This window comes from Paenibacillus sp. 01T443 (assembly GCF_056398325.1).
Window position 1 is genome coordinate 209369 of the sequence record NZ_JBFTPE010000001.1, and the last position, 24929, is coordinate 234297.

The window sequence follows — 24929 nt, forward strand, 5'->3', positions numbered from 1 at the left end:
AAATCTTCTGCGTTTCTTAACTGAACCTACTATAGCATTTCTTTCTTCATTGAACCAAGATATAATATCTATAACGTCTATAGGTAATAACTATAATGGAAGTTTCCCTGCTCGATAAAATAATAGAGGAGATTACTCATATGGAATTACGGCAATTAAATTATGTGATTCAAATCGCCTTGGAGAAAAACTTCTCGCGAGCCGCGGAGAAGCTCCATATTGCACAGCCTTCGCTTAGCCAGCAGCTCTCAAAGCTGGAGCAGGAAATTGGGGTACTCTTGTTTCGCCGTACGACGAACTCCGTGGAATTAACCCAGGCTGGACAAGTTTTTGTTGAAAAATCGCAAGCGATTCTCGATGCAGTCGAGCAGCTTAAGCAGGAAATGGACGATATGGCGCAAATGCGGCGCGGCCGTCTAGTCGTCGGCACGCTCCCGATTACGGGTTCCCATATCCTGCCGCTTGTCCTCCCAGTATTCGGCGAGCAATACCCGCAAATAGAAGTCGTGCTCGTAGAAGATACGACAGCCAAGTTAGAACAGCTAACCGCCAGCGGCGGAACGGATCTCAGCCTGCTTTCCCTTCCTCTTATCGATAATTCGCTCTCCTGGGAACCTTTCTTAGAGGAAGAGATTTGTCTCGCGGTTCCGCCTAACCATCATCTTACCCGCAGAGAAGATCCCATAGATATCTCGGAACTTGAAGAGGAGCCCTTTATCGGTTTGAAAAGAGGACAAGGCTTCCGTCAAATTACAGTCGATTTATGTGAGCAATCCGGCTTCACGCCGCGAATCGTGTTTGAGAGCAGCAATATCGAGACCATTCAATCCTTGGTGGCCGGCGGAATGGGAATAGCCTTTGTCCCGCAAATGCTTACGCGGGTCAAAGGCTCGGAGTTTGCTCCCATATATTTGCCTTTAAGTTCTAAACCAACCAGAACGCTTGTCGTCGCGAGCCGCAAGGGCCGTTATTTGTCCAAAGCTGCGGATGCCTTTATCCGTACATTGAACAAAACGATTAGCAGCTATCGATAATTAAGCTTCATATATAGAGGGTCTGCGATCTTCAAACACCGGGATTTTGGCTCGAACCGAATCGACCAGCGACAAATCAATATCCGCATACAAAATCGTTTCTTCTTCGCCGGCTTCCGCAATGGTTTCTCCCCAAGGATCTAGCACAAGCGAGTGACCGAAAAATTGGGTGTCACCGCTCGTGCCCATGCGATTGCAGGCGATGACGAACATTTGATTTTCGATCGCGCGCGCAGTCAGCAGCGTCCGCCAATGATGCAGGCGCGGATTCGGCCATTCTGCCGGTACAAACAAGAGCTTGGCGCCCTCTAGCGCCAGCTTTCTAGCCAGCTCTGGAAAACGGATATCATAACAAATCATCATCCCCGCTTCCGCGCCTTCAATCGTAAGCTTGCCTGGTTTATTCCCTGCTGCTAAATACTTTTCTTCATCCATCAGACGGAACAAATGAATTTTTGAATAATCAGCAACCACTTGTCCGGAACGGTCAAAGGCATAGATGGTATTTAACACCTGGTCGCCCTTCAACTCCGCAATCGATCCACCAATGATATGCACTTGATGCTTTTTGCTGAATTCGGATAAGTATGTCTGGGTACGCTCTCCTGCTGGATCTGCTATCGTTTTGATTTCCTTTAGCGCATAACCTGTGTTCCACATTTCAGGAAACATGATGACATCTGGCTTATCAGCTTGGCTTACCGCTTCTTCAAGCATGCTCGCAAGCTTCGCGAAATTAGCTTCCGGATTTCCTGCTTCTATGTTCATTTGCAGCAGCGCTAGCCGCAATTGTTGGCTCATCTTACGATTCCTCCCGATAATGCTTTTTTTCCCTAATGATACCCTGTCATGGTTCTGTGTCAAGATGGGAACTGTAACAACGAGGGATTTACTACTTTTCTATACAAAAGGAGAATGTCAGTTATGCTTTCAAAACGAATAGCCGCAATGCTTCTGGCTTGCTGCTCGCTTTTCCTGTTTGCCCAAATTGCTGCTGCCCACCCTGCCCACAGCGCGCCAAGCTCTGAAACCGGACTAAAGCCGGTGCAGGTATTTGATGTGGCCGCAGGCAAAGTCATCAAAACGATTCCAAACGACGCACAGTATCAAACTTTTGCTTCTTCATGGGTCAATTCAATAACAGGACTTGCTCCGCAGGTAACAACGGACGAGAGCTGCAGCTATGTGTACCGGGTACCGCTTGAAAAAGCAGTAACCATAAAACAAAGGGATGTGTCGGTCACATCGGATGATCTTTTCCTGTTTTACTGCAAGGATAAACCGCCGATTCTGCTTGTTTTTGACGAGAAACGCAGACCCTTTTTGTTCCTATTCAAAGCCGATATCAAGCCGTTCATTCAAAAAGTAGGCGTGCCTGCATTGTAGGCACTGCTTCTATTCTCCCTGCATTCATGCTACATTTAAGCTATTGCTTAAATAGATAGCATTTTGTCATGTGGAGTGTGAGGGAATGGAAACACAAATCGGTAAACATCTTATTCAACCTGCAGATCGGATGAATGGACTTCCGACGCAATTTTTTGCCAAACTGGTCGCCAAAGCGAATGCGCAGACGGCCAAAGGACGCGATGTCATCAATTTGGGACAAGGCAATCCGGATCAGCCGACTCCTCCCCATATTGTTGCAAAGCTTCAAGAAGCTGCGGCTAATCCGTTATACCATAAGTATCCGCCATTTAGCGGCTATCCTTTTCTAAAGGAAGCCGTCGCTAAGCGGTACAAGGAAGATTACAACGTTGATGTAGATCCGACGACCGAGGTTGCAATCCTCTTCGGAGGTAAGACCGGTCTCGTTGAAATCAGTCAATGCTTGCTTAATCCGGGCGATGTCTGCCTCGTGCCTGACCCCGGATACCCTGACTACTGGTCTGGTGTAGCGCTTGCGGGTGCCGAAATGGCATTCATGCCTTTAACGGAGCAAAACAGCTATTTGCCTGATTACGATGCGATTAGCCTTGAACTGGCTGAACGTGCCAAGCTGATGTTTATGAATTATCCGAACAACCCTACAGGCGCGGTTGCGAATGCTGAATTTTATAAGAAAACAGTCAAGTATGCTGAGAAGCATGGCATCGTTGTGGCGAGCGATTTCGCATACGGCGCAATTGGCTTCGATGGGAATAAGCCGATCAGCTTTCTCCAGACGCCCGGTGCAAAAGAAGTGGGCGTCGAATTCTATACGCTGTCCAAAACGTACAATATGGCCGGCTGGCGCGTAGGCTTTGCTATTGGGAATGCCCAAATCGTAAAGCTAATCAATCTGATACAAGACCATTACTACTGCAGCCTATTCGGCGGCATTCAAGAAGCTGCCGCACTCGCTTTGACCGGCCCGCAGGATTGTGTTGCTGAGCTGAGAGCGATGTACGAAAGCCGCCGTGAGGCTTTATTCAATGCGCTCGACCGCATTGGCTGGAAAGCCGCGCGTCCTGGCGGGTCATTCTTTTGCTGGCTGCCGGTTGCAAAAGGCCACACATCTGAATCCTTTGCTGATCTTCTTTTGCAGGAGGCTGATGTCGTGGTCGCACCCGGTGTAGGTTTCGGTACTCATGGCGAAGGCTTTGTACGGCTCGGCTTGCTTACTACCGAAGCACGTCTGCAGGAAGCGGTTGAGCGGATCGGAAAGCTGAATTTATTTTAGGACAATCCGCCATTTCCCTTGCTTTACAGCGGCTTTGGATCGTGATATGCTTGTAGGAATTGAACATGAAACGTGATGACGGGACTAGTAAGCAAGATAGGTCGCGATCAGAGAGTAAATTCCATGGGCTGCAAGAATTTACCGAAGGCCGCTTGCTGAACCTACCTCCGAGCGGCCGGCTATGAACCGGACAGCGCCTTCTGTTATAGGCTTAAGCTGGATAACTCTCATTTCATGAGGTTATCAACAAAGGTGGTACCGCGGAAGCTAAGACTTTCGTCCTTTATGGACGGAGGTCTTTTTTGTTGTCACGAAACAAGCATAGGATGGGATTAATGATGACGGAACGCATTGTCGTAAAAATTGGCAGCAGCTCACTGACCTCCGAAGAAGGCGGATTGAACCGCGAACGCATACAGTACTTCGCTTCTGAGCTGGCTTCCTTGCACAAAGAAGGAAACAGCGTCATGCTGGTAACCTCCGGAGCGGTTGCAGCTGGATTTCGTCAGATCGGTTACGCTGCTAAGCCAAAAATAGTACATGAAAAGCAAGCAGCCGCTGCAGTCGGTCAAGCGCTGCTGATGCAGGCCTATCAGGAGGCTTTTAATGGTTATGGTATTGTCGCGGCGCAGATTCTTCTGACTCGCGCAGACTTTTCCAATCGCCGCCGGATTCAAAATGCACTAATGACAATTGAAGAGCTGCTGCGTCTAGGGATCATCCCGATTATTAATGAAAACGATACAGTTGCCACCGATGAGCTGGTCCCCAAATTCGGAGATAATGACAGCCTATCCGCGCTTGTCGCTGCGATGACGAAGGCTGCCAAGCTTGTTATCATTACCGATATGGATGGCTTATACACGGAGGATCCGCGAAAAAATCCGCAAGCGGTCAAAATCGAGCGCGTAGATCAAATCTCCGAGGATATCATGAAGTTAGCCGGCGGCGCAGGCTCCTCTGTAGGCACGGGCGGCATGCGCTCCAAAATCGAAGCGGCCCGCATTGCTATGCGTGGCGGCGTCCATGCTTTTATCGGCAAGGTGCAGCTTGAGGGTGATCTGTCCCTTGCCGTTCAAGGCAATGGCCGTGGCACCTACTTTGATACGAAGCTGGACAGTTTGCCGATGAAGAAGCAGTGGCTCGGCTTCCACTCTATTCCGCTCGGGCGCGCTACCGTTGATGACGGGGCTGCCCGCGCATTGCTCGAAGGAGGGAAAAGCCTCCTCCCTGCCGGTGTCGCGGAAGTCCAAGGAGAATTTTTGCCGGGCGATATCATTGAGGTCGCGAATCAACAAGGCGAAACGATCGGTCGAGGTATCGTTAACTATGCAGCTTGGCAAATTCAAGCGGTAGCCGGTCTCAGCACCGAGGAAGTAAAACGAAGAGTCGACGTAACCCGCATCGAGTTTATTCATCGCGATGAATGGATTACATTAAAATAATAAGGAGGCTATCTTCTATGACCAGCGAAGTAAGAACAAAAGCAGCATTCGCCCAGGATGCTTCAGCCATCATGAACCGATTGACTACCGAACAAAAAAATACAGCACTCCTGCGCATGGCGGATGCCCTGCTTACGGAACAAGCAAACATAATCGCCGCAAATGAGCTTGATTTGCAGCGCGGGCGCGAGCAAGGCACCAGCCCTTCCCTGCTTGACCGTTTGGCTCTGAATAGTGATCGCGTAGCCGCCATTGCTGAAGGACTCAGACAAATCGTCGAGCTTCCGGACCCAGTTGGTGAGCTGCTTGAGCATTTTGACCGTCCAAACGGATTAAAGGTCAATAAAATCAGAGTGCCGATCGGTGTTATTGGCATGATCTATGAAGCTAGGCCAAACGTGACCGTCGATGCAGCAGGTTTATGCTTGAAAACAGGTAACAGCGTTGTGCTTCGCGGTGGCTCGGCTGCGATTGAGTCGAACCGCAAAATCGTTGAAGTATTAAAAAATGCGCTTGCTGCTACGGAAATGCCAGCTGATGCCATTCAGCTTATCGAGGATTCAGACCGTGCTTCCGTGAATGAAATGCTTAAATTGAACGGCCTGCTGGATGTTGTCATTCCCCGCGGAGGTGCATCTCTTATCCGCAACGTCATCGAAAACGCAACCGTTCCCGTCATCGAAACAGGAGCAGGCATTTGTCATACTTTCGTTGATGAAAGTGCTGAATACAATATGGCGGTTGAAATTGCTTTTAATGCAAAAGTCCAACGTCCTTCGGTTTGCAACTCAATGGAGACCCTGATTGTCCACGAGCGCTTTGCCGATCAGCATCTCGTTTCCCTTGCGGAACGTTTCCTACAAGCCAACGTTGAGCTTCGCGGCTGCGAGAAAACCGTTGCCCTCATTCCTGGCACAAAATTGGCTTCGGATGAGGATTTTAGCACAGAATATAATGACTATATTATGAATATCCGTATCGTTCCTGATTTAGATACGGCGCTGGCGCATATCCGCCGCTTTAGTACGAAGCATTCAGAATGTATAGTTACAGAAAACAAAGACAACGCAGATCGCTTTATTCAAGAAGTGGATGCAGCGGCGGTTTATCACAATGCCTCCACTCGTTTCACGGACGGCTTCGAATTCGGTTTCGGCGCGGAAATCGGCATCAGTACTCAAAAGCTGCATGCCCGCGGGCCAATGGGACTCCCTGCATTGACTTCCACAAAATATCAGATTTTTGGGAATGGTCAAATTAGAGGTTAATGCAATGAGCTATCATGTCATCTTATAAATGATTTAACGGAGGAATGCTACCATGTCGCAATTAACGCAAACCAACATTTCCACCCTTCAGCTATGCTTCTACGGCGCAGGATCAATGGCTGAGGCAATCGCAAGAGGGTTGATCAATAAAGAGCTTATCCAAGCAAACCGCATCTCTATGCTGAACCGTCAAAATGCTGAACGTCTTAATGAGCTTCACGAGCAATACGGCGTACAAACCATTCTGCAAGGCGGAGCAAACGAATCTTACATGCGGGAAGCGGATATTATTTTTCTCGCGATGAAGCCAAAGGATGCTGCCGAAGCGATCGCTTCCATCAAACCATTCGTCTCTCCTAACCAATTGATCATTTCCGTAATTGCCGGATTATCGATACGTGCAATCGAGCAGCTCCTTGGCGATCAATCGGCTGTCGTACGTGTTATGCCAAACACCTCAAGCACGATAGGCCTTGGCGCTACAGGAATTAGTTATTCAAATAAAGTCACCCCGCAGCAGCGCCTGCTTACAGAAGCGATTTTCAGTTCAGTCGGCATTAATGCCGTCGTCGATGAATCGCTCCAGCAAGCGGTAACCGGCGTTTCGGGCAGCGGTCCTGCTTATGTTTACCATTTCATGGAATCCATGATCGAAGCGGCTATTCAGTTAGGTCTATCTGAATCAGCAGCAAAGGAGCTTGTCATACAAACCGTTCTAGGTGCAGCGGAAATGGTTCGCCATACGGGCGAAGAGCCAGCGGAGCTTCGCCGCAAGGTAACATCTCCTAACGGCACGACCCAGGCCGCTCTTGAGCTAATGGCCGAAAACCGCTTTGCCGAAACCATCAATAAGGCCGTTCATCGTTCTGCTGAACGCGCGGGTGAGTTGGGCGCAGCCATCGAGAGGAGCATCACGGAATGAATGGAGTATGTATAGCAACTTACCGCGCTTATGACGATAAAGCCGATTTTAATAAGAAGGCGCTCTCGATTGCTGTAGGCTTGACCGTGGGCAGCTGGACTGAGCTTCCTGAAGCTCAAAAAGCAGAAATGGAGAAGCATCTCGGCAAGGTGTTGTCAGTCAGCATTCATGAGCCTGCTAATGCCGAGCCTGGGCAACGTTATGCCGATATCAAGATTGCTTATCCCGATATCAATTTCAGCCGTGATCTACCTGCCCTGCTCGTTACCGTGTTCGGCAAGCTTTCCATGGATGGTAAAATCAAGCTGATGGATCTGGATGTTTCCGAAGATTTTGCATCTGCTTTTCCTGGTCCGAAATTCGGGCTTAACGGGGTTCGTGAGCTGCTTTGCGTCCAAGATCGCCCGCTGCTTATGAGCATATTCAAATCCGTCGTTGGCTATGATTTGGCCAATCTGCAGGATCAATTTTATAAACAAGCGCTCGGCGGCGTTGATTTAATCAAAGATGATGAAATTTTATTCGAAAACCCGCTTACACCGCTTGAGAAGCGTGTTGAAGCTTGTATGGAAGCAGCTCGCCGCGCAGAGGCAGAGACTGGCCAGAAGCTGCTATACGCTGTTAATTTAACAGGTCCGACGTCTCAGCTTGCTGCCAATGCCCGCAAAGCAATTGATGCGGGTGCCAACGCACTTCTGTTCAATGTACTCGCATACGGCTTTGATGTTTTGCATGAGCTGAGCAGCGATAAATCGATTCATGTGCCAATAGCTGCACACCCCGCAATGGCTGGAGCAATGTATCCATCTCCTCATTACGGCATTAGCGCATCCTTGCTGCTTGGTAAGCTGATGCGTCTCGCAGGGGCAGATCTTGTGCTTTTCCCATCGCCGTATGGTTCGGTCGTTATGCCGAAGGAAGAAAACTTAGCAGTTAAGGATGCTTTGCTTGCACCTATGCATGGACTTCGGACCAGCTTCCCTGTGCCATCGGCTGGTATACACCCAGGGCTTGTCCCGCTCATTTTGAAGGATTTCGGCACAGACGTTGTCGTAAATGCAGGTGGCGGAATTCACGGCCATCCCATGGGAACCGCGGCGGGAGGACAAGCATTCCGTCAGGCAATTGCAGCCACATTAGCTGGCGTTCCGCTCCGCGATGCGACTGAGCAAGCTGGCAATGAGCCGCTGCAAGCGGCAATTCAAGCATGGGGGATCAAAGAATAATGACAGACAACAATGCAGCTAAGAAACGCATCGTGTTCTGTGATTTCGATGGAACGATTACGGTAAACGACAACATCATCGCCATAATTAAGCATTTTGGCCCGGTGGGCTGGGAGAAAATTGCGGAACAAACGATTGCGCAGGAGATCACCATCAAAGATGGCGTTGGTCAGCTGTTTCGGCTCCTCCCTGCCTCCATGCAAGAGGAAGTCATTGCATTCAGTATTTCGAATGCCCGAATTCGTGAAGGATTTGCCGAATTCCTTGAATATTGCAAGGAGCAGCAAATTGATTTTTACGTAACGAGCGGCGGTATCGACTTTTTTGTTTATCCTATTCTCGAAGCGTTTAATATTCCAAGAGATCATATTTATTGTAATAGCAGCGATTTTAACGGCGAACGCATTGAAATATTATGGCCAAATCCATGTGATGAGCACTGCAGCAACGATTGCGGGATGTGCAAAACAACGATTATGCGTCGTTTTCCAGCCGAGCAGTACGAACGTATTATTATTGGCGACAGCGTTACGGATTTCGAAGGCGCAAAGCTTGCTGACGTAGTTTATTCCCGCTCTCATTTAACCGTAAAATGTAACGAGCTTGGGCTGCCTCATCATGAGTACGAAACGTTCCATGACATTATCAACATTATGAATGCCGAAAGGAAGATTGTGAAATGAGCTTTCAGCAAATCGCTTTAGAAGATAAACAGCGTGCTCTATCCGAGCTTCGCGAAGTAAAGGAGCTCTTTGCTTCACGCGGATGGTTCCCTGGCACTAGCGGCAATCTATCCATCCGTGTCGGAGATTTCCAAACTGATGATTTTCAGTTCGCGGTCACGGCAAGCGGCAAGGATAAAACCGTACATACGCCGGAGGATTATCTATTCGTTGACCAAGATGGCAAGCCATGCGAGGCAACACGTTTAAAACCGTCTGCCGAAACCCTCATTCACTGCGAAATTTATAAACTGACTGGCGCCGGAGCTATATTCCATATCCATTCTGTATTCAACAGCGTCATTTCTGAATACTTCTGGGATCGTAAGTCTGTGCCGGTTGACGGTGTTGAGCTCATCAAAGGCTTTAATATTTGGGATGAGGAAGCCCATATCGATATCCCTATTGTTTCAAACTTTGCCCATATCCCTTCTATCGTCCCTGAAATTACGGAACGAATCGTCAAAAATATTCCCGGCATTTTACTCCGTAAGCACGGGATTTATGCATGGGGTGACAATGCTTTTGAAGCAAAACGCCATCTGGAAGCTTTCGAATTCATTTTCGAGTATGTTTATCGCATGGAGCTGCTTATGCGCGGTAGTCGATCGTAACAAGCGTAAACGACTGTCGCCGTCCTCAGTGGCAAAAGCTATCGTTTCGCGGAGATATATCAGCACATTTATAAGTGAAAACTTATAAATTCTTATATATTTAAAATAATAGATGCCTCAGAAGCAAAACCACTGCTGAGGCATCTATTTTTATATTCAAGATTTAACCGCATGACCGACTTGCTGCATCACGCGGCTAAGTCTCGTTTGCATGTTTCCGAAAGATTGACTTTGACGTAACGGAAACGTTCATAATGGAATCAGAGGTGATTTTTTTTGAAGGTGCATGAGGCAGCTCGGCAGCTCGGCGTTACACCCCGCACGCTGCGATTTTACGAAGAAAAAGGACTCATTAGTCCTAGTAAGACGCTTGGAAACAAGTATCGATCCTATTCTGAACATGATCTTATCCGGCTGCGCTGGATTATTTCACTTAGGGAACTAGGTATGTCCTTGTCCTCCATCCATGATGCTTTATCCTCTATGGATGAGCCTGAAGCATTTATTCGCACAGTTGACAGTGCACGGGCTGTTTTATATGAGCAATGGATTACCGCTTCGAAAGCGCTGCAGTCGCTTGATCTTACGATATCCGAATGGCGGCGCAACGGCCTCCCCAAGCTTGATAAAGTGGAATATGCTGCTGAAGAAATGAAGCGCAACCGATTGGTCCGAGCTTCTTGGAGCGATCAATGGAATTATGATTTTTTAGCGCTGCAGCACGGGTACGATACGCCTCTCGTTACGCTTGACGGACTGCTGACAGAGGAATCTAAATCATGACCAGCAGCTCTTGGCGCTTGAAGAGATGGATCGTGTGCTCCTTCATGGCGGCCGCCTCGTGGTAACAGGAATCATGGAGACGCAAGATGATGAAGTTTTGAAATCACCTTTATACAAGGAGAAGGAATCACATTCAACCTGGCATCTCTCCATTGCTTCCGAGCTGGTAAACTGGCTTGAAGGCAAAGGCTATTCAACCATGCTGGCCAATCTAACTCCCGTTACTGCGCTTCTTTATGCGAGTAAGCCGTAATCAACTTTCTCAGCCTATGGTCTTCTCAATTAACGGGAATTTCTCCTGCTGATTCTAATGATTTCGTTATAAATACTCGTTTTTCTCGAAATTATATGAAGAATTTCCAGTTTCGATGATCGCCTAACCTATTTAACAGAAAAAAGCCAAGTCACGATAACGACTGATCGTCCGCGACTTGGCTTCTTCCCTAGGGCATAATCACACTCACTTTATTCCTAGATCTCTTGTCTTATTCAAAAATTGCATTTGCAATAACCGCTAAATCAGCAACATCAATGACACCGTCATGATTGATATCCGCTTTTTTGATCAAATTCCAATCAGGGCTTGCCGAGCTTTTACCATAGCTGGCAGCAACAATGGCGAGATCGCCAATGCTCACTTTTCCATCTGCGTTAATATCACCCGATTTTGAAGCATTGACTGAATTTTCAAATGCTTGCAAAGCCTGATTTAAGACGCTTACGGCTTGATCGATGGCTGCTTGGCTTTCAGCATTCTCGGATACTGCTGCAGCTGCAGTTATCGCAGCTTGCAAAGCAGCTTTGGAACCAACCGGGTATTGTCCTGGCGCACTGCCTTCCACCGCTGCATCCACAGCAGCCTGTGACTCAGCAATTAACGAATTCAAAGCTTCTTTGTTCAGATCATTAGTGCTAGTGACTTGCAGGTTATGCGTGACAGGTGCAAGTGTCGTCTCCTCACCAGCTCCGTTCGCAAGCTGTGCCCGAGACAGAGTAATACTTGTATTAGCTGTCTCTTTGATCGCTTTCCAGTTTAATTTAAGCAAATCCCCGTCGCTGGTGATGGGATGATCCGCACCTTGGCTTGCAAGCAGAATACGGACTTGGCCAAGGACTTCCGTCTGAGAATCAATGACCAAAAGACCTTCTTTCAGGGATACGGCTGAAACAAAATCAAGCTTATCGGGATCATAGTTGAAGATTAGATCCTGAGCATAGATAGCATCTTCCAAGCTGTTCGACACATGGGCTAAACCATAGTTCACCGCGAAATCATTTCCTAGCGGAATTTGAGACATAGCTGTAAGTGTCCCCGTTAATTCTTTTGAAGCATTTGGATTCGGTACATCTGCCTTGTACATCGTTAAAAAGTCTAAATTCACATTACCAATACTTCCGTTATCAATACGATAACTGATTACATTTTTACCTGCTTGTAAGCTCAAACGCTCAGAAGCGGTAAACCATTCATCCCAGCTGATTGCCGTTTTGTCTGGAGCAATTGTTTTTACGAGTATACCATTTACATAAACATTGATTTTTGCTCTTGCTGGTAATTGCGTCGTAGGATTATTTGTAGATTCCCCATTTACTTGTACGCCGTAAGCATATCTCACGCCAACGATATAATCCCCTTCTTCTTCTGCATTCACGACAAAACTTGCTTCAGCACCAGAGTTTTCCGGCAGGTTAATATAGCCAGTACCTTGATAATTTGCATGGGTATTGTCTTTTGTAATGTCACCATAGTGAATGGCGTCTTCTGCTTGATACATATCACCTAGGCCTAAATCTCCCGAAGGTAATTCTTGCCATTCATAGGAAGAAACCGGTTCGCCAAACTGAGGTGTTCCATCCTCATTCCAACCGATTTTCTTAATATTTACTTCACGCCACCAGTTTCGTCCCGTATCTTGATATACGCGTGAATGGTAAATCATCCAATCTTCTGTGCCGTCTGCCGATTTTACAAATCCTGCTCTGGCAGGCCCTGATACATCGCTGGTAGCTACGAAAACATCATTCGTACGGGTCCAAGAATCCGGGTTTAAGAAATCCCCATCTGTATTTGTGAAATAAGATAAACGATAACCATCTGACGCATAGTCGCCCTCTGACATCGTGATAAATACTTTTCCGTCTTTTTGTAAAACACGAGGTCCTTCCCCGCCGCCGCCTGGCAAGAAAGAGCGATCTGCCGTAATCGTATACGGATTATCCATAGGCGCAATGGCCGGTCCGATCGGCTCTCCGGAGCCTAAGGTACCCCAAACCGCATAAAGTTGTCCGTTATATTCGAATACCGTAAAGTCATTTGCTTGTTTATACTCGCCATTCTCACCAGCATATAATGCGCCTTTATCCACATATTCCCCTTGCGGATCATCGGTAACGGACTCCAAAACGGTTGCCATATGTTTGTAGCCATATTCTTTTAAGTCGGCACAGTAATAGATATACCATTTTCCGCCAAAGAAGAAGATTTCCGGAGCGAAAATCCGAGTTTGTGTTCCTTTTGAATCAAATACCATGACCTTTTCGCCTTGATCGATCAGGGTACGGGATTTGGATACATAAACTTTATTGTTAGAGTCTAGATTACTGGATGATACAAAGTAATAAAATCCGTCTTTATAAGTTACAAAGGGGTCCTGTCCTTGATAAAGCGGGTTGTTGAATTTGTCAGATACCGAAGAACTTGTGACTCCCATTTCTTTCATAAAATCGGAACGGGCAATAGAAACGTTCTCAATCGCTTCTATTAATAGTTCTGCCTTCTCTCTGTCATCTACCTCTTGGTCATCAATCGTGTCAAGCAATGCCTCTGCGGTTATTTTTACGGCATTTATCTTATTGAATGCGCTTTCGGTTACTTTGTCAGCAAAGTTTTCTGTTAAATACACTACCTTTTGAATTTCTGCTGCCAGATCCGCTTTTTTAGTTGCGATCAATCGATCTGCCGGCAAGTAAAGTGCTGATTCAGGAACGATCTCTCTATTCTGGCTTGCGCTTTCCCATTCCATACGAAGCCATGAACCTCCCCAGCCTTGCAAATACTCAACTTTGATGTCATAATGTTTCCCAGCTTCCAAAGAAACCGGGACACTAACTTGTGGGATTTCCCATTTTTGCTCCCAAAAGTCAATAATCAGTTCTCCATTAATCCATACTCTGAACCCGTCATCACCAACCATATGGAAGGTATAATCCTCCGTATATTCTGGTACTATGGTACCTGTAAAACGTGCTGTGTTAAAATCGGGTGTCCCTGAAAGTTGGTTGAAAATGCTAGCAAACGAATCACCATTTAAATTGGCAACAGCTCTTTCTCCTCGTAGATCATCGAATTTAAATATAGTAATATCTTCCCTATCATTAGGGTTTTTTACGCATTTAAAAAACTCACCCAACAATCCGTGACCTTCCATTATTGAATCTGCTGCATGAGCATTCATAGGTAAGTTGATCATACCTGCAAATAGAATAATAGCCATGAGCATTCCTAATGCTCTTTTCATACCGATTCCTCCAATTCTTGAATTCATATCTACTTTAACCGTTTGGCAGCATTATTTACTCCATAGGTTTCCTCCTTTTCCCATATTTACGGTGTGCTACAAACTTAACACATTTCCAAAATTATATATTTCTAATATCCCGATCTTTTTTACAATTTTCTATCCTTTTTTTCTATTTTCAGAGTACAGATTAACCCATTGATTCGAATAAAGTTTACGTTAGACCCTCGCTTTGATAGCTTGATCCGTATAAAAAAAAGAGGCTAAGCCTAAGGGCTTAACCTCTTCCTCCGCGAAACTTCTGTGCATGTGCGCGGGCTTCGTCTGCATTTGTTACCCGGTTACGGCTCCATTCAATCAATATCCGGTCAATGTACCGCAGGCTTAACTTACCTGCAAAAACGGCTTCCTTCAACGCAAAACGGATAATTTCATCCGTATACCGATCATGGTCAAGCCATCCGGAGATCGTCTCGCACTCGATGGGAGACAATAATCTTCCGAACTCCTGCTCGAATACGCTGAACAAATCCGATGCTGGCGCTTGCTGCTGCTTTGCAGGCTGCCGATCAGCCTTTTTCGTTTCCCGCTTCAGCTCTGCAGTAAGCGAAGTAGCTTTTAACAGCCATCCTGTCCAATTATAGCGCTCCGATTGCCTGCCCGTGGAGCTGTCCACATATTCATCAATGGTTAAAAAATCTTCCTTCATCAACCGGCCGAGCAGTTGGCCAACCTCTTTTACGGTTAACCCCATACGCTCAGCCAGCTCCTCTGGCGTAGGAAAGTCATTCCTATCAGCATCCATGTAAACCATGATTTGCAGCAGCAGCATCGCTTCTGTGTCCGATAAACCAAGCTGGCGATACGTACGCAGCAGCATCGCCGATACATATACGCCGCCTTCCTGCACTGCAGCAGCCATACCATGCGAGTAAGCCTTCCATATCTCGTTGTTCACTGCCAGCTGCCTCCTATATTAACCTTTTATGACTTGTTAGCTTTCTTGACTAAGTTGTAAGTATCTCTCGCGATCAGCAGCTCTTCATTTGTAGGAACGACGAGTACTTTTATGCGGGAGCTGTCGGTCGTAATTTCACGCGCATCCTTGCGTCGCTCGGCATTGCGGGCTTCATCAAGCTCAATGCCGAGAAAAGAAATGCCATCACAAATCGCTTTGCGCAAAGCAACGGAATTCTCGCCGACGCCAGCCGTAAATACGATGGTATCTACACCGTTCATAGCAGCTGCGTAAGCGCCGATATATTTCTTCACACGGTAAGTATACATATCAAAAGCAAGTTTAGCGTTTTTATCGCCATCGACCATCGCCTCAGTAACCTCTCGCATATCGCTGCTTATCCCAGAAATAGCCAGCATTCCGCTGTGCTTGTTAAGCATAGAATTAACTTCATTTAATGTCAATTCCTCTTTATTCATAACAAAAGGCACGATTGCTGGATCAATATCACCGCTTCTTGTCCCCATCATTAGACCTTCGAGCGGAGTCATCCCCATGCTCGTGTCGAATGATTTTCCGTTCAAAATCGCTGCGCAGCTTGCCCCGTTTCCGATGTGACAAGTGATCATTTTGAGCGATTCCAACGGTTTTTTCAAATAGTCCGCTGCTTGCGCGCTCACATAGGAATGCGATGTGCCATGAAAACCATATCTACGAATTTTATGTCGGCGGTACAGTACGGTTGGAATTGGATATAAATACGATGTGTTTGGCATCGTTTGATGGAATGCGGTATCGAATACGACCGCTTGCGGAACATCCGGCAAATTCGTTTCTACAGCCGTAATTCCCATCATATGGGCCGGGTTATGCAGTGGGGCTAAATCAAATAATCTGCGAATCTCCAGTTTAACATCCTGCGTAACGAGTACGGAGCTGCTAAACACCTCGCCTCCGTGTACGACACGATGTCCAACCGCTTCGATTTCATTCAAATGGCTGATTGCGCCGAATTCTGGATTCGTAAGCATATCAATGACACGTTTAACAGCGGTAACATGATCGAGTATTTCACTTACATTACGAACCTCCGGCTTATCGACCGGTTCATGCGTGACAATGGAAGAATCCATTCCGATACGCTCTACGCGGCCGCTTGCCAGCACGGATTCATCTCTCATATCGTAGAGCTGATATTTTAACGAGGAGCTTCCTGCGTTGATGACTAGTACTTTCATTAGATCCGGTCCCCATCCTTATCATATTTAAAGAAGCCGACGCCTGATTTGACGCCTAAATGTCCTGCACGCACCAGTTTTTTCAGCACAATGGACGGACGGTATTTGAGTTCCCCGTATTCACGGAACATCCGGTCAAGAGCAGCAAGCACGGAATCCAGTCCGAAGCGGTCGCACATTTCAAAAGGCCCATGCTGGAAGGAATACCCTATACGCATTGCTCTGTCGATATCCTCTGCGGAAGCCACCCCTTCCTCCAATACATGAAGGGCTTCATTAATGAATAAACAGATGAGGCGGGATGTCACAAAGCCGGGAGATTCAAACACCATGACTCCTTTTTTGTTAATGACTTCTTCAACAAAATGTTTCGTCTGCACGAATGTTTCCTCTGAAGTCTTCAAACCGCGGACGATTTCAACCAAATCAATCTTAGATACGGGATATATAAAATGCATGCCAATCACGCGGTCAGGCTGCTTCGTTACACTGGCAAGCTCCGTTAAGCTAAGCGTAGATGTATTGCTCGCAAGAATAACATCCGGGCCGCAAATCCGATCTATGGCTTCGAAAACTGCTTTTTTCTGCTCCAAGTCCTCCGTAATCGATTCGATGACCAGCTCGCAATCCGACAGCCTTTCATAGCTTGTCGTTGCCTCTATTCTATTCATAATAAGCTTCTTCTCGGATTTCGTGAGCGCCCATTTTTCTATTTGTTTGTCCAGGCTAACTTCGATCATTTGTTTGCCATAAACAAGACGCTCGTCCGAGTGCTCAATAATAATTACATCCAATCCTTTTGAGGCAAGCATTTCTGCTATCCCCTGCCCCATGGTCCCCACGCCTACCACGCCTACTGTTTTTATATGCAATGTATTAGCTCCTTTAGTATGGTAAGTCTGCTTCTTATAACGAATTGAGAAGCATTCTCTGCAATAATAATTCAATCTTATTATAACGGTTTTCATCAAAAATAGAAGGCGGATAGACACTCCGCCTTCAAATTGTAATATTGTAAACGTTTTATGCTGCCGAATTTGTCGCAAATAGCGTTCTAAACTCATCTCCGCTAAGTGTTTCCTCACGCAGCAGCGTTTCCAGCGATTTCGTAAATACATCTCTTCTGGATTCTAACATCCCTTTTGTTTGCAGCATAAGCTCATCCAAAATCGTGCGATTCGTTGAAGCCCATACATCTTTTGTCATCATGGATCCATCGATAATGCCTAGCTCGGTCAAACCGGATTCCACTAATGTTTTAACAATATTCATAGCTTGCTCGAAATCGCCTCTCGATCCGGTGCTGCGGTCACCATAGAACATTTCCTCCGCTGCAGCTCCGCCAAGCGCAATCATAATTTGTCCATTTAGGAAATCTTTTGTATATAAATACTGATCCTGCTGTGGATTATGACGCACATAACCCAGTGCTTGTCCCCGTGGCGATAAGGCTACCTGTGAAACACTGCCTGGGCGTACCAGCTCCGCCATTATCGCATGACCAAGCTCATGAAGCGCGATGCGCTCACGTTCTTCCTTCGTCGCTTCCCGATCCGTCTTCTCGCCCATCATCACTTTATCGATCGCCATGGATAGATGATTTTCTGCGATTTGTTCACGGCTCTCCCGCATCGCATAGATCGCTGCTTCATTCATGACGCTCTCAAGCTGTGCGCCCGAGAAACCAAAGGATTCTCTCGCGATTCGATCCAAGTCAACGCCGTCTTCAATGGGCTTATTGTTAGCATGTATGTTCAAAATATGCAGCCTGCCCTTTTTATCCGGCAGTTCGACGCCGATATGGCGGTCGAAGCGGCCCGGCCGCAAGAGCGCGCTGTCCAGCATTTCCTTGCGATTAGTTGCTGCAATCAGCAAAATCCGCGGGGATTCATTAGCATGTATGCCATCCATTTCCGTCAACAGCTGATTCAAGGTTTGATCATATTCCCGCTGCTGTCCGCCGTCTCTTTTGCCGCCGATGACCTCGATCTCATCGATGAAAATGACCGCGCTGCTTTTTTTGGCTTTATTTGCTTTAGTACGCGCTTCTTTGAACAAATCCCGAACGCGTCCCGCGCCAACGCCGACATACATCTCGACGAACTCACTGCCAGAAGCAGCCAAATAGATCGAATCTGTATATTGAGCGGCAGCTTTAGCAAGCAGAGTCTTACCGGTTCCTGGAGGGCCCGCCAATAATATGCCTTTAAGCGGACGAATGCCCAGCTTTGCTATTTTTTCCTGATGAACAAGAAAATCAAGAGCTTCAACCAGCTCCTGCTTTGCCCTCTCCTGACCTCCGATTTGCTCAAAGGTAAAGGGAGTAGACTTTACGTCGGTACGCTGTTTCTGTCCGGTCATGGCCGTTAGTTTGCCTCTGCCGCGTGCAGCATAGACGACTGCAAAACCAATAACGCCAAGCATCAGCATAGGAGCGACATTTTGTCCGATAAAGATCAAAAACGCAATGACTATTGGCACCAAACCAATCGCTATTTCAATTCCATATTTCCGCATATTACCAAGCCTCCAATTCGTTAGAGGTGCGAGGCATTACGACGTATTTCACCGCTTCTGGATTTTTTATCGTAATATATACGTTTTTTTCATCCATTTCCGTTGAAATCGTTATATCTTTGTACGCTTTAGCTGCCTTATTCATGGCTTCTGGAATGTTGGAATAGGTTTTGGTCTCCATGGCTTCAGCAATATCGAACATAGCAGCATACCATAAATCCTCAAGCTGCTTATTTGGTTTCCCTTTAAACTTCAACGTAAGCTGACGGTCATCAAATATATCTTCGCCGTTAGCCTGAATTCTCTCATATACATCGCGAAGATTCGCATCCTCGTTTAATTCAATTGGAATGGTTACCTGCTCATTATCCATAACCGGCTTATCTGAAGAAACGACACCGGCTATTTCTTTAGCGACCTGCTCTAACGGCGCTGCTACTGCTACTTGATTGTAAATTGCCCAACCGCCAAATAAAACGGAAGCCGATATGGCTGCTGTAATTACTATTGGTATCACTCGCGGTCTCAACATATGCAAAATCCCTCCCGCAGCTTTTTATATGATTATTCCGTATATCAATTCCTCTATACGAGAGTATATCATGTATTTCTGCTGGATTCGTCCCGCAAATAAAGGAAACGGAGCCTTAAGGCTCCGTCCGAGATGGAAGTTTATAGGAATTAATGAAGTTTCCATTATCAAAACGATAGAAATCATAATGGTAATGAGCCGGGTTTTCACCGTCGCTGTAATAGATTTCCCACACTCGCTGACCATCAAGCAAGCCGGGCTGAATCCTTTTCACATCTGCTTTTGGCTGCTTGCTCTTGAACGTAGCTTTAAGGTCCTGCGCGGAAATTCCTTCTGAGGCTTTGATCACCTCGGGCAGCTTCTCCTCCGCTAACCATACAAATACATGCTCATCCGCTTTATTGATTCCTTCAATAATCCATGTTTCTTTATTCCAAGTATGGTGATAGACCTTTTCAACTTTAGAAAGCTCGGCAGCTTCTATAGCTTGCTTCTTGGCATCTTTAATTGCCGCCCATTGCGGATTTTGTATTTCATTGAAATAAATAAAACCGACTGTTAGAAGCAGCAAGAGACAAGCGATGATTACGAATAACCACCGCTGAACCGTCATGAACGGCGGACGTTTCCTTGCTGTGGCGCGCATTAGGCGTTAAGCAAGCGATCGAAGCTCGCCTGCGCCTCGTAACGAATTTTCTCCTCATCAAGCAAGGTGCATTCGCCGTTTTTCAAAACTTGCCGTCCGTCGATCCACACATGCCGAACGTCTCGCCCAGAGCCTGAATAAACCAAATGTGACACAATATCTGTCTTCGGATAGAAATGCGGCTGCTCGATATCAATTGCGATGAAATCAGCTTTTTTACCGACCTTTAGGCTGCCGAGTTTATCCTCCTGCCAGATTGATTTAGCCCCATAAATCGTTCCAAGCTTTAGCGCTTCCGAGGCAGGAATAGCCGTCGGATCTCCTGAAACCCCTTTATGAAGCAAAGCAGCGAAACGAATTTCCTCGAATAGATCGAGGTTATTATTGCTTGCTACGCTGTCTGTACCCAGAGATACCGTAACACCTGCGCGAAGCAGATCGGGAACGCGAGCAATTCCGCTTGCAAGCTTAAGATTGCTAACGGGATTATGCGATACGGCAACCCCTTTGGCAGCGAGCAGCTCAATTTCAGCGTCATTCAAATGAACTGCATGGGCAACGAGCGCGGGACGGGAGAAAAATCCTAGGCGATCCAAATGCTCGACAGGGCGAAGTCCGTAGTCTTTGACATTTTGTTCAACCTCGGTGATGGTCTCAGACATATGAGTGTGCAGAGGCAAATTATAATCATGCGCGGCCTGTACAAAGCGTTCGATATATTCAGGAGGACAGGTATACGGCGCATGAGGAGATATCATCGTCGTAATACGACCGTCTGCTTTACCATTCCAATCGCGTGCGAAAGCAATGGCTTCAGTAAGCTTAGCTTCCTGTACGTCAGGAGGGCAAAGCCCGATTACGCCTCTCGTCAAAACGCCGCGGATGCCGCTCTGTTCAACCATCTGTGCAACTTGATCCATGCGATCGTACATATCAACAAATGCCGTTGTACCTGAACGAAGCATTTCCACGATAGCTAAAGCGCTGCCAGCGCGGGTATCTTGGTCGACATATTTGCCTTCCATAGGCCACATCTTCTGTTCCAGCCACACCTGCAGGTTTTGGTCATCCGAGTAACCGCGAAGCAGGCTCATAGCGGCGTGTCCATGCGTATTGATGAGTCCTGGCATAAAAGCAAGCTTACTGCCATCCACTTTTTGAACAGCTTCAGAAAGCTGCTCAGGAGCTTGTGTACCTATGTACGTAATACGGTCGTCGGTTACGACCATATGTCCTTTAAATGTCGGGTTTTCATCATCCATTGTAATAAACAATCCATTTTCAATCCAAATCTGACTCATCCTGCGTCTCTCCTTCTCTAACTAAATAATAAGCTATACTAAGCAATTCCCTTGTAAAATCCGCATTTTGAATACGCACCTCATCTGGCACCCGCAGAATGGCAGGCGCGAAATTCAAAATGCCCTCTACGCCTGCTTCTACGAATTGATTAGCCACATTTTGCGCTTCAAAAGCGGGTACCGTGATGATTCCGATTCTGATTTTTTGTTCTGCAACCGTAGAGATAAGCTCACTCATGGGCAGTACTTTCAGATTATTGATGCTCGTTCCGATCTTGCTCGGATGAACATCAAATACCGCCGTAATTTGCATGTTATCCTTGGAATACTTATTGTAATTGCACAAGGCATGCCCCAAATTACCTGCGCCGACAAGCGCGACCTTGATCGTCTGATCAACCTTTAAAATCTGACGGATTTTTTCAATCAAATAAACAACATCATAACCGACGCCCTTTCGGCCGAACTCACCGAAATATGCAAGATCCTTACGAATTTGAGCAGGATTCAAATCAAGCTTTGTGCCTAAATCCTGTGAAGAAACGGTTTGGATTTCTCGATTCACCATTTCATTCAACACTTGGAGATAAACGGGAAGCCTTCTGACGACAGCCTCCGATATTTTCGTTTGCTTCATCGCTTCTCCTCCTCTGCGCTTGCCTCGTTATGATGAACCACGGGCTGGGCAGTTTTCTCTTCGCTTAGCCACTCCCGCATTCGTAAAATCATTTGATCCGTATGCATGGTTTCGATTTTTGGACCGGGCAAGGAATACAAGAAATGTTTCCCGTAATACGTATCGATCACCCTAGTATCATAGATGATGACGATTCCTTTATCCTGCGATGTTCTCACCAAACGGCCAAAACCCTGCTTAAAGCGAATAACAGCTTGAGGGATCGAAAGCTTCATGAACGGGTTTTGCTTTTGCCGCTGCAGCATTTCCGCTTTTGCCTCCGCTAACGGATGGCTGGGCGGTTGGAAAGGCAAACGCACGATCGCCAGACAGATCAATGCTTCACCCGGTATGTCCACGCCCTCCCAGAAGCTGCTTGTACCGAGCAGAACGGATTCAGGCGTTTGGCGGAAGCGTCTTGTAAGTTTTGTGCGATTGCCGCTGTCGATTCCTTGCCCCAGCACTTGAATGCCGGAGACGGAAAGCTTTTCTTTTAATGGCTCGTATACTTGTTTAAGCATGCGGTACGAAGTAAACAATACAAGCATTCTGCCCTTCGTTTCCTTTGCGGCATCAGCAAGCGATGCAACCAACATTTCCAAATAAGTATCATCGACGGAGACTCCCTTCAAAACAGGGAAGTTACGCGGAATGACCACCAGCGCTTGCTCCCTATAATTAAACGGAGAAGGCAGCTGCACCGTTTTTAACCTGCCTTGTTCTTCATACCCCGTTAGGCCAAGCTGCTCTTCGGCATACTGAAAGGATTTCTGAACGGATAAAGTAGCGGAAGTCAGTACGATACTTTCTTTCACATCGAAAAAGTACTTTTGCAGCTGGGCGCTTACATCAACCGGCACGCCATAAAGCTGCACGGAGCGGAAGCGGTAAACGCTGCTTGCTTCGATCCAAAATACAGAATCAGTAAGTTCTAACTTGATAAATGTCCGAAGCTCATCCTTTAGACGGGTTAAATCGCGGACAGCACCGTTTAGATCCGTAATCAGCGCTTGAACGGCTGAATCGTCAACACGATCCTTGATGTCCGTGACCATCTTGTCGACGGTGCGGACCACACGGTTCAGCTCGGTATGAAGATTTCCTTCTACCGTGACTCCGTCCTCCCACCCCGCAGGCAGTTCATTTTTCTTCAGYCTGCATACCGATTGTCCATTTTCGGTCGGACCATCCGACGAGGTAGTCGTGAAGCTATAGAACATTTCAAAGAGCTTATCCCAGTGTTCTTTTATTTCTTGGAAAATCGGAATAACCGTATCTATGGTCTCCAGCCATGAAGCCTGATGCGCGTCATCTTCATACAGAAGCTTTTGGCGAAGTCCCGGCAAGAGTCCCGAGCGCGTATCTTTATAGAGACGAAGCACAGCCTGCGTTAAAGAGAAATAATTGATCTGCATGCCCAGATGCTTGCCAGCCACCTCTTCGACATGATGCGCTTCATCAATAATGAGATGAGTATACGATGGCAGCAATCGATGATCTGCTTGGACATCGGTAAACAGCATGGAATGATTCGTTATGGTGACATCAGCTATATTGGCTTCATGCTTTGCCCGGTGATAAAAGCATCTTTTAAACCAAGGGCAGGCACGATTTAAGCATGAATCTGTATCACTTGCTACTGTAGACCAAAAGTCAGAGCCTTTGTTGCCAAAATTCAGCTCCTCTTGGTCCCCTGTCTCCGTTTCACCCAGCCATACGACCATTTGAGCTGCCGTCACCGTATCCTCGATGGGCGATACCAAATCTTTTGTGTTCACTTTGCCTTCAAATTTTCGCAGACATAAGTAATTCCCTCTGCCTTTGAAGATAGAAGCTCTAAAATCAAACGGTAAAATTTCTTCCAGAAGCGGCAAATCACGCTGCCTCAACTGCTCCTGCAAATTGATGGTGTGGGTGCTGACGACTACCTTTTTACCGTTTTGGATTCCGTAATAAAGTGCCGGTATTAGATAACCCAGCGATTTCCCTGTCCCCGTTCCCGCCTCAATAAGCAAATGCTGATTTTGATTAAGTGCGCTGTACACCTCTTGGAACATGGCTACCTGCGCTTCCCGCTCTTCGTAATTATCAAACTTTTGCTCGAAACGATGCCTTACGTCGGCTAGATAATTATCGAATGAAACATCGGTTAACGGCATGGAATTAACGCTGCCAGCCCGCGGCGGTTGTTCGTCGCTCCATTCTCGTACCTTTAACGCAAATTGATTAAAATAATCATATTCATTGGATTCAAATACGGTCCGATACTCCATTTCCAGCTGCGTATGCTTGATGAACCAGCTTAAATCGCTTCCGTCATCTACAAGCGCGGAAAGCCGCTGCAAAGTGAGCAGCGGCAGTTTGCGAAGCTTTTTAACCGTTTCGATTAGCAATAACGCGGTTGCCTTAGCGTCGCTATCTGCACGGTGATGCTGATCATGCGGGATACCGAAAAGCTCAGAGACAGCTCCAAGCTGGTACGTATTTATTGTAGGATAAAATATTCGAAGTAGTTCAATGGTATCCAGCCTGCGTCCCCCAAACGGACGTAAGCCGCAACGGCTCAGCGCTTGGTTTAAAAATCCGGCGTCAAAGCCAACATTATGAGCGACCAGCACCGCATCGTCCAATAATGGAACAAGGCTGTCGATAACCTCTTTGAGCGTTGGAGCATCCGCTACAACCGATTCATCTATGCCTGTTAGTTGTGTAATGAAGGCCGGTATTGGGATGTTAGGCCGAACAAAGGAGCTAAACGTATCGATGATTTCAAGCTCATCAGAAACGATGACCAGCCCAACCTGTAAAATGTCATCCTCCGAGCTATGTCCCGTCGTTTCTAAGTCCAATACTGCAAATTTCATTCA

Annotated in this window: 22 protein-coding genes; 11 read left to right on the plus strand and 11 right to left on the minus strand. The window is 46.7% G+C overall.

Features of this window, described 5'->3' with window-relative positions; all coding sequences use genetic code 11:
- Window positions 1–140: 140 nt before the first annotated feature.
- On the plus strand, window positions 141–1034 hold the full coding sequence (locus AC1DLI_RS00925; protein ID WP_308996564.1) for a LysR family transcriptional regulator: 894 nt from the start codon (window positions 141–143) through the stop codon (window positions 1032–1034).
- Here AC1DLI_RS00925 and AC1DLI_RS00930 read toward each other — a convergent pair whose 3' ends face one another.
- Window positions 1035–1835 carry a carbon-nitrogen family hydrolase gene (locus AC1DLI_RS00930; protein WP_477598899.1) on the minus strand — a complete coding sequence of 267 codons (801 nt, stop codon included), beginning with the start codon at window positions 1833–1835 and terminating at the stop codon, window positions 1035–1037.
- A gap of 123 nt (window positions 1836–1958) precedes the next feature.
- Here AC1DLI_RS00930 and AC1DLI_RS00935 point away from each other — a divergent pair, with 123 nt between their 5' ends.
- The 10 genes from AC1DLI_RS00935 to AC1DLI_RS00980 all read left to right on the plus strand — a co-directional run bounded on the left by AC1DLI_RS00935 (window position 1959) and on the right by AC1DLI_RS00980 (window position 10929).
- Window positions 1959–2420 (plus strand): hypothetical protein, encoded by a 462-nt coding sequence (locus AC1DLI_RS00935; RefSeq protein ID WP_477598900.1) that lies wholly within the window; start codon window positions 1959–1961, stop codon window positions 2418–2420.
- Between the two features lie 85 nt (window positions 2421–2505).
- Entirely contained in the window at window positions 2506–3696 is a 1191-nt protein-coding gene (locus tag AC1DLI_RS00940; RefSeq protein ID WP_477598901.1) for an aminotransferase class I/II-fold pyridoxal phosphate-dependent enzyme, read from the plus strand.
- 338 nt (window positions 3697–4034) lie between these two features.
- Window positions 4035–5141, plus strand: a complete 1107-nt coding sequence (gene proB, locus AC1DLI_RS00945; RefSeq protein ID WP_477599346.1) for a glutamate 5-kinase — start codon at window positions 4035–4037, stop codon at window positions 5139–5141.
- A gap of 17 nt (window positions 5142–5158) precedes the next feature.
- Window positions 5159–6409, plus strand: a complete 1251-nt coding sequence (locus AC1DLI_RS00950; protein ID WP_477598902.1) for a glutamate-5-semialdehyde dehydrogenase — start codon at window positions 5159–5161, stop codon at window positions 6407–6409.
- A 52-nt stretch (window positions 6410–6461) separates the two neighbouring features.
- A complete protein-coding gene (gene proC / locus AC1DLI_RS00955; protein ID WP_477598903.1) occupies window positions 6462–7331 on the plus strand; it encodes a pyrroline-5-carboxylate reductase in 870 nt (289 codons plus the stop codon).
- Window positions 7328–8557 (plus strand): 2,3-diketo-5-methylthiopentyl-1-phosphate enolase, encoded by a 1230-nt coding sequence (locus AC1DLI_RS00960; RefSeq protein WP_477598904.1) that lies wholly within the window; start codon window positions 7328–7330, stop codon window positions 8555–8557. Before proC ends, AC1DLI_RS00960 begins: the two co-directional genes overlap by 4 nt.
- Complete coding sequence (locus tag AC1DLI_RS00965) at window positions 8557–9240, plus strand: 2-hydroxy-3-keto-5-methylthiopentenyl-1-phosphate phosphatase (RefSeq protein ID WP_477598905.1); 684 nt, start codon at window positions 8557–8559, stop codon at window positions 9238–9240. Before AC1DLI_RS00960 ends, AC1DLI_RS00965 begins: the two co-directional genes overlap by 1 nt.
- A complete protein-coding gene (mtnB, locus tag AC1DLI_RS00970; RefSeq protein WP_477598906.1) occupies window positions 9237–9893 on the plus strand; it encodes a methylthioribulose 1-phosphate dehydratase in 657 nt (218 codons plus the stop codon). Before AC1DLI_RS00965 ends, mtnB begins: the two co-directional genes overlap by 4 nt.
- Window positions 9894–10175: 282 nt before the next feature.
- Window positions 10176–10676, plus strand: a complete 501-nt coding sequence (locus tag AC1DLI_RS00975) for a MerR family transcriptional regulator (protein ID WP_477599348.1) — start codon at window positions 10176–10178, stop codon at window positions 10674–10676.
- Window positions 10677–10701: 25 nt separating this feature from the next.
- Window positions 10702–10929 carry a hypothetical protein gene (locus tag AC1DLI_RS00980; protein ID WP_477598907.1) on the plus strand — a complete coding sequence of 76 codons (228 nt, stop codon included), beginning with the start codon at window positions 10702–10704 and terminating at the stop codon, window positions 10927–10929.
- A gap of 232 nt (window positions 10930–11161) precedes the next feature.
- Here the strand turns inward: AC1DLI_RS00980 and AC1DLI_RS00985 are convergent, their stop codons facing one another.
- The 10 genes from AC1DLI_RS00985 to dinG all read right to left on the minus strand — a co-directional run bounded on the left by AC1DLI_RS00985 (window position 11162) and on the right by dinG (window position 24926).
- Window positions 11162–14194 carry a family 43 glycosylhydrolase gene (locus AC1DLI_RS00985; protein WP_477598908.1) on the minus strand — a complete coding sequence of 1011 codons (3033 nt, stop codon included), beginning with the start codon at window positions 14192–14194 and terminating at the stop codon, window positions 11162–11164.
- A gap of 277 nt (window positions 14195–14471) precedes the next feature.
- Entirely contained in the window at window positions 14472–15152 is a 681-nt protein-coding gene (locus tag AC1DLI_RS00990) for a DnaD domain protein (RefSeq protein WP_477598909.1), read from the minus strand.
- Between the two features lie 26 nt (window positions 15153–15178).
- Window positions 15179–16390: an acetate/propionate family kinase gene (locus tag AC1DLI_RS00995; RefSeq protein ID WP_477598910.1), complete on the minus strand. Its 1212-nt coding sequence runs from the start codon at window positions 16388–16390 to the stop codon at window positions 15179–15181.
- Window positions 16390–17262 carry a 3-hydroxyacyl-CoA dehydrogenase family protein gene (locus tag AC1DLI_RS01000; protein ID WP_477598911.1) on the minus strand — a complete coding sequence of 291 codons (873 nt, stop codon included), beginning with the start codon at window positions 17260–17262 and terminating at the stop codon, window positions 16390–16392. The genes AC1DLI_RS00995 and AC1DLI_RS01000 overlap by 1 nt, the downstream gene beginning before the upstream one ends.
- Window positions 17263–17413: 151 nt before the next feature.
- Window positions 17414–18907 carry an AAA family ATPase gene (locus AC1DLI_RS01005; protein ID WP_477598912.1) on the minus strand — a complete coding sequence of 498 codons (1494 nt, stop codon included), beginning with the start codon at window positions 18905–18907 and terminating at the stop codon, window positions 17414–17416.
- 1 nt (window position 18908) lies between these two features.
- Entirely contained in the window at window positions 18909–19439 is a 531-nt protein-coding gene (locus AC1DLI_RS01010) for a hypothetical protein (RefSeq protein WP_477598913.1), read from the minus strand.
- A 115-nt stretch (window positions 19440–19554) separates the two neighbouring features.
- Complete coding sequence (locus tag AC1DLI_RS01015; RefSeq protein ID WP_477598914.1) at window positions 19555–20052, minus strand: cell wall elongation regulator TseB-like domain-containing protein; 498 nt, start codon at window positions 20050–20052, stop codon at window positions 19555–19557.
- Window positions 20053–20084: 32 nt separating this feature from the next.
- The gene (locus AC1DLI_RS01020; RefSeq protein WP_477598915.1) at window positions 20085–21386 is read right to left on the minus strand and encodes an amidohydrolase; all 1302 of its coding nucleotides are present in this window, start codon (window positions 21384–21386) and stop codon (window positions 20085–20087) included.
- Window positions 21367–22023 carry a redox-sensing transcriptional repressor Rex gene (locus tag AC1DLI_RS01025; RefSeq protein WP_308996581.1) on the minus strand — a complete coding sequence of 219 codons (657 nt, stop codon included), beginning with the start codon at window positions 22021–22023 and terminating at the stop codon, window positions 21367–21369. The genes AC1DLI_RS01020 and AC1DLI_RS01025 overlap by 20 nt, the downstream gene beginning before the upstream one ends.
- Window positions 22020–24926, minus strand: a complete 2907-nt coding sequence (dinG, locus tag AC1DLI_RS01030) for an ATP-dependent DNA helicase DinG (RefSeq protein ID WP_477598916.1) — start codon at window positions 24924–24926, stop codon at window positions 22020–22022. The genes AC1DLI_RS01025 and dinG overlap by 4 nt, the downstream gene beginning before the upstream one ends.
- Between the last annotated feature and the right edge of the window lie 3 nt (window positions 24927–24929).